The organism is Agathobaculum desmolans ATCC 43058, from assembly GCF_000701665.1.
Lineage (GTDB): Bacteria > Bacillota > Clostridia > Oscillospirales > Butyricicoccaceae > Agathobaculum > Agathobaculum desmolans.
Window position 1 is genome coordinate 21,164 of the sequence record NZ_JNJN01000041.1, and the last position, 6,167, is coordinate 27,330.

Genomic DNA, 6,167 nt, shown 5'->3' on the forward strand with positions numbered 1-6,167 from the left:
AGGGCATGTTCATGCTGGATACCAAGGCTGTTGGTAAAACAATACAGGGACTGCGGCAGAAAAAAGGGCTGACGCAGGAACAACTGAGCGGTTTGGCTGCGCTTGACCGCACACACTACAGTAAGATTGAGAGGGGGTTGCGCAGTCCGACGCTTGAGACGGTTTTTAAAATAGCGTTTGCATTGGATATGAAGCCACATGAATTGATACAGGTGATCGAAAACAACGCGGCATTTGATTTCACTTGAAGTTTAGCAAAAGGAGAAGGGCGGACGCATTGCGTCCGCCCTTCTTCCTGTTTTATATCAGTTTTTCCATAAACTGCGCCGCAGACTTCGCCATCAGGCGCTTGGTGCCTTTCTGGTCGAACGCGATCTCCAGCAGGGCATCCCCGCCCATGGGCTTAACGGATACCACCATCCCTTCGCCGAATGCCTTGTGGCGCACGCGGCAGCCGGCGGCAAAATCGGGCAGCGGCACGGCGTTCCGTGCAGCCGGTGCGGAGAAGGAAGACGATGCCGATGCCGCCGCGGATGCATACCGCGCCCGCGCGACCTGTGCGCGCGGCAGAGTGGGATCGGCCTGCGTGGCGGACCGGAACATCCGCGCGTCACCGATATTGCTGTCGAGCAGTTCACGCGGCATTTCGTCGATAAAGCGGGAGGGATGCGCGTACTGGGTGCGTCCGTACAACATACGGCGTTCCGCGCAGGTCAGATACAGCTGCTCCTTTGCGCGGGTAACGGCAACATAGCACAGCCGCCGCTCCTCCTCCATATCTTCTTCGCGCTCCATCGCCCGGAAGCCGGGAAACAGACCGTCCTCCATACCGGCAAGGAATACCACCGGAAATTCCAGCCCCTTGGCGGAGTGCATGGTCATCATCAGCACAGCGTCCTCTTCCTCGCCGGACTGGTCGGCGTCGGTATACAGCGCCATTTCCTCCAGAAAACCGGCAAGCGACGCATCGTCATGGTCGTTTTCATAGCTGACAATGTAGGATTTCAGCTCTTCGATATGCTCGATACGGCCCTGCTCCTCCACGCCGCCCTTGAGCTCCAGCGCGCGAACATAGCCGGTTTTGTCCAGCAGTTCATCATACAGCTCGGAAAGCGAGAGGAACGCCCGCTGCTGCCGCAGGTTTTCCATCATCGTGCCGAACTTCTCCATCGCGCCCGCGCCGCGCGAAAGCGCGGGAAACTGCGCAGCGTTGCGTACCACATCGTACAGCAGCATCCCGTTTTCCAGCGCCAGCTGCGCGGCGGTTTCCACCGATTTATCGCCGATCTTGCGGGCAGGTACGTTGATGATGCGCCTGAGGCGCAGCTCGTCGGCGGGGTTTTCCAGCACCCACAGATAAGCGAACATATCGCGCACCTCGGCACGGGAGAAGAAGTCGCGCCCCTTATACACACGGTATGGGATGCCCGACCGGATAAACGAGGCGGCAATATTATCCGAAAGCACGTTGTTGCGGTACAGCACGGCAAAATCGCTCCAGCGGCGGCCTTCCTCCACCCCGGCGCGGATGGTATCCGCAATATAGGCGGCCTCGCCCTCCTGACTGTCCGAGCGGTGCAAGCGGATCTTGCTGCCGTCGCCGTGGTCGGTCCACAGCTCCTTTCCCTTGCGGCCGGTGTTGTTGCGGATGACCTCGTTGGCGGCGTTCAGGATGTTGCCGGTCGAGCGGTAGTTCTGCTCCAGCCGAATGGTGCGCGCATCCTTGAACTGCTTTTCAAATTCCAGAATATTGGTGATCGTGGCGCCGCGGAATTTGTAGATGGACTGGTCGTCGTCACCCACCACGCAGATGTTTTCATAGTAGCCCGCCAGCAGACTGGTCAGCACATACTGGGCGTAGTTGGTATCCTGATATTCGTCCACCAGCACATAACGGAACTTGTGCTGATAATATTCGAGCACCTCGGGATTGTTTTGCAGCAGCAGCACGGTTTTCATGATGATATCGTCAAAATCCAGCGCACAGGCTTTTTTCATCTCGCGCTCGTACAGGCGATAAACATCCGCCACCTTTTCGCGGAAGTAATCGCCCGCCGCGTCCGCTGCAAACTGCTTCGGCGTCATCAGCTTATCCTTGGCGCGCGAAATCATGCCGATGACCGTGCGCGGGTCAAACGCCTTGGGGTCAAGGTTCAGCATTTTGAGTACATTGGTGATGACCCGCTTTTTATCGTCCTCATCGTAGATAGTGAAGGCGGTTTCAAAGCCCAGCAGGTCGGCGTGCCGCCGCAGAATGCGCAGGCAGGCGGTGTGGAAGGTATACGCCCACACCGCGGATGCGGCTTCCTCATCGTCCAGCGCGGCGGTCAGGCGTTCGCGCAGTTCGCGCGCCGCCTTGTTGGTAAAGGTGATGGCAATGACCTCCCACGGTTTTGCCGGATACAGGGCGCACAGCGCTTCGGCGCGCGCGCGGTTTTCCGGACGGGGATCGGTCAGGTATTCGGTTAAAAAGAGCAGGTCGGCTTCGGTCGCACCGGCAGGGGCAAGGTCGCTCGTCAGCCCCTGTCCGAAGCGCAGGATATTGATGATGCGGTTGATGAGCACGGTGGTTTTGCCGCTGCCCGCACCCGCCAGAATCAGCAGGGGGCCTTCGGTGGCAAACACAGCCTCGCGCTGCTTGTCGTTCAAATTGGAAAAGCGCTGCTCGATGACCGCATGCCGCACGGCGGCATATTTCAAATCGAATTTGGTCGGTTGCATAGGTATCCTCGTTTCGTTATGGCAATACATAAACAGTATAGCATAACCGGGCGGGGAAAACAAATGTTCTGTCGGCATACGCCGGAAAATCCGCTTCCCGATGTACTGCTTTGTTTACGATCGGCCAAGACCGATCACAAATCATCGAAAAACAAGTTTTCAACCGTTGCACAATCCGGCCGGGCAGCCAGCCTGCTACTCTAACAGCTTTTCCCGCAGCGTCTGGATCGCGCGCTTTTCGATGCGCGATACCTGCACCTGCGACACGCCGATGATCCGGGATACCTGCTGCTGGGTCAGGTCGCGCGAAAAGCGCAGCGCCAGCACCGTGCGGTCACGGTCGGGCAGCGCCGCCAGCGCTTCGCGCAGGGACAGCCGCAGGCAGGTGCGTTCCTCCATGCCCTCGTCCCCCACCAGATCACCCAGCCGCCCACCGCCGGCCAGCTCCCGCTCGAACGAATCCACCGGCGCTTCCGCCTGCTCACACGCGGCGATCTCCTCCGCCGTGCAGCCCATCGCTTCCGCCAGCTCGGATACCGTCGGCGAGCGTCCGGTGCGGCTTTCCAGCTCGCTTTGCACCCGGCGCAGCCGCACCGTGCGCTCCTTGACCGCGCGGCTGACCTTGACCGCCCCATCATCCCGCAAAAAGCGGCGGATCTCCCCCGCAATTTTGGGCACCGCATAGGTCGAAAACGCATACCCCCGCTGCGGATCAAACCCACGCACCGCTTTGATAAAACCCACACAGGCGAGCTGATACAGGTCGTCCGGTTCCACACCGCGCCCGTAATACCGCCGTGCGACCGACCAGATCAGCCCGTTATTCTCGGTCAGAAGCTGCGCCTCTGCGCTGCGGTTCCCCGCAGCCGCCTGCTCCAGCAGCGTGCACATGCCGCTCGTCACGTCCCGCGCTCCCGCAGCAGCTTGACCATAGTAACGATCGTGCCGCGCCCGGGCGCCGAACGCACGCGCAGCTTATCCGTAAAGGTTTCCATAATGGTAAAGCCCATGCCGCTGCGCGTGTCATCCCCGGTGGTAAACATCGGCCGACGCGCCTGCTCAACGTTTTCGATCCCGCACCCCGTGTCCTTGATCTTGATCTCAAGCAGGCGGCCCGCAAACAGCCGCACCGTTACCGTGATAAAGCCGGTTTTATCCGCATAGCCATGTACGATCGCATTGGTGACCGCCTCGGAAACAACGGTTTTGATATCCCCCAGCTCCTCCATGGTTGGATCAAGCTGTGCCACAAACGCCCCCACGGATTGCCGCGCAAACGCCTCGTTGACCGACCGGCTTTCAAACTTCAGGCTCATTTTATTGATCACCGTGCGCATATTACTCCCCCCTCTCAAAAATCATGACCTGCGGCAGACCGGCTGCGTCAAACACGCGCATCGGCTGCGGCGGCGTGCCGCGCACAACAAAATCATAACCGCAGCGGGCGCAGGTGCGGTGCAGATGCAGCACCACCGCCAAGCCGGAAGAATCCATAAACGTCAGCCCGGACAGATCAAGCACGAGCTTTTCACAGGGGTACAGCACCAGCAGATCCTCCGCTTGGCCAATCGCTGCCCGCGCCGCGTGGTGGTCGAGCTCGCCCGTCAGGCAGATGGTCAGCGTGCCGTCCTGCTCCGCCTGTGTGATTTGCAGCATGTATGTTCACCTCATTTTAATTTTCGCAAAAGAAAAAGGCCTGTACGGTTTGTACAAGCCTTATTTTACCAATTTTATTCGGTCTATTCTGCCGGTTTCTGTCGGGTGCGCAGGATCTTTTCCGCCTCACCGATCAAATAGAGCGAGCCGCATACCAGCACACAGTCGCGCGGCGCCGCAGCCGACAGCGCCTTGGCCAGCGCCTGTGCCGCGCTTTCACAGTCATACACCTCGGCGCAGCTCCGCTCCGCCACAGCAGCCATGGTCTGTGCGGGCAGGGCGCGTTCCTCCGCAGCCGGTGCACAGGCATAGAACACATCTGCCCGCTGCGCCAGCTCATAGATGCAGTACTCGTATTCCTTATCCCGCACCATCCCCATCACCACGTGCAGACGGCGCATTTTCAGCATTTCGTCAATCGTGCTGCACAGCACCTGCACCCCTGCGGCGTTGTGCGCCCCGTCCAACAGAACAAGCGGCGTTTCCCGCAGCCGTTCCAGCCGCCCCGGCATACGTGCGCGCGCCAGCCCGCGCACAGCAGCTTCAGTCGGAATCTTCCAGCCGCGTTCCCGCAGCGCCGCCACCGTGCGCAGCGCGGTTCCCGCGTTTTGCAGCTGATGCCGCCCCGGCATAGCAACCGTGTATCCCTGCCCCTCCTGCACAAAGGCCGAGCCGGTGATATCACACCGCAGCAGAGTCCTGTCGCGGCTGCCGTCATACCACACCGCGCCCGCAGCCTGACAGACCCGACGGATGACGCGCACCGCGTCCTCCGGCTGTCCGTCCGCACACACCACGGCGCAGCCGGGTTTGATGATCGCCGCCTTTTCCGCCGCGATCTCCGCAACTGTATTGCCCAGCACCGCCATATGATCGCGTGAGATCGGCGTGAGCACACAAACCTCCGCCCGCGCGATGACATTGGTCGCATCACACCGGCCGCCCAGACCGGTTTCGAGCACCACGATGTCACATTCCTGCGCTGCAAAATACAAAAACGCCAGCGCGGTAGTAAACTCAAACTCCCCGATGGACTCCCCCTCCGGCAGGGACAGGCTTTCGCAGGCCACAGCCACCCGCTCGGCCAGATGGGTCAGCTCCCCATCCGGGATCAGCACACCGTTTACACGGATGCGCTCGTGGAACTGCATCAGATAGGGCGAGGTATACAGCCCAACCCGGTAGCCGGCCTCCTGCAAAACCGCAGCGGTCATGCAGGCGGTCGAGCCCTTGCCGTTGGTGCCCGCCAGATGGACAAATTTCAGCCCGTCCTGCGGGTTGCCGAGCGCCGCACACAGCGCACGGATGCGGTGCAGGCCGGGCTTGCCGGAAAAGCGCCCCAGCGAGTGAATGTATTCTATTGCTGTTTTCGGCATATCGGTATCCATGATAACCTCTTCTTCCTGTCGTAATGCAAGTATTATATCATATATCCGGAAAAAGAAAAGAAGAAAGCGCAGCCTTCCACTGATATGTACCCAGGATTCTGGACACATTAAAAATTGAATTAGGTGCACATGGATGCCTCTCTGAATTTTGCGGGAGGCATCCATTTTGTTTTCGCTTGGATTCTTTCGTTGTTGTAGTAATTTATGTAGGTGTCAACAGCCTTAGCAAACGTTTCAAAAGAGGAATACTCTTTTTCATGCCCGTAGAACATCTCGTTTTTCATCCGTCCAAAGAAGGTCTCCATGATGCAATTGTCGTAACAGTTACCCTTCCTTGACATGGATTGAATGATTTTGTGATCTTTAAGTGCCTGCCTGAAGTACACGTGCTGGTACTGCCAC

Annotated in this window: 7 protein-coding genes; 1 reads left to right on the plus strand and 6 read right to left on the minus strand. The window is 59.0% G+C overall.

Annotation, left to right across the window (positions count from 1 at the left end; genetic code table 11):
- Positions 1-11 precede the first annotated feature (11 nt).
- On the plus strand, positions 12-248 hold the full coding sequence (locus T363_RS0110615; RefSeq protein WP_034972198.1) for a helix-turn-helix domain-containing protein: 237 nt from the start codon (positions 12-14) through the stop codon (positions 246-248).
- A 52-nt stretch (positions 249-300) separates the two neighbouring features.
- Here the strand turns inward: T363_RS0110615 and T363_RS0110620 are convergent, their stop codons facing one another.
- The 6 genes from T363_RS0110620 to T363_RS0110645 all read right to left on the minus strand — a co-directional run.
- Entirely contained in the window at positions 301-2,721 is a 2,421-nt protein-coding gene (locus T363_RS0110620) for an ATP-dependent helicase (RefSeq protein ID WP_031475695.1), read from the minus strand.
- Between the two features lie 195 nt (positions 2,722-2,916).
- Entirely contained in the window at positions 2,917-3,624 is a 708-nt protein-coding gene (locus T363_RS0110625) for a sigma-70 family RNA polymerase sigma factor (RefSeq protein WP_242840262.1), read from the minus strand.
- A complete protein-coding gene (spoIIAB, locus tag T363_RS0110630; protein WP_031475699.1) occupies positions 3,621-4,058 on the minus strand; it encodes an anti-sigma F factor in 438 nt (145 codons plus the stop codon). Before spoIIAB ends, T363_RS0110625 begins: the two co-directional genes overlap by 4 nt.
- A 1-nt stretch (position 4,059) precedes the next feature.
- The gene (locus T363_RS0110635; RefSeq protein WP_051643228.1) at positions 4,060-4,377 is read right to left on the minus strand and encodes an anti-sigma factor antagonist; all 318 of its coding nucleotides are present in this window, start codon (positions 4,375-4,377) and stop codon (positions 4,060-4,062) included.
- Between the two features lie 83 nt (positions 4,378-4,460).
- The gene (locus tag T363_RS0110640; RefSeq protein ID WP_031475703.1) at positions 4,461-5,765 is read right to left on the minus strand and encodes a bifunctional folylpolyglutamate synthase/dihydrofolate synthase; all 1,305 of its coding nucleotides are present in this window, start codon (positions 5,763-5,765) and stop codon (positions 4,461-4,463) included.
- Positions 5,766-5,884: 119 nt separating this feature from the next.
- Positions 5,885-6,167, minus strand: a 283-nt coding sequence (locus T363_RS0110645; protein ID WP_031475705.1) for an IS3 family transposase, incomplete at its 5' end; no start/stop codon positions are given.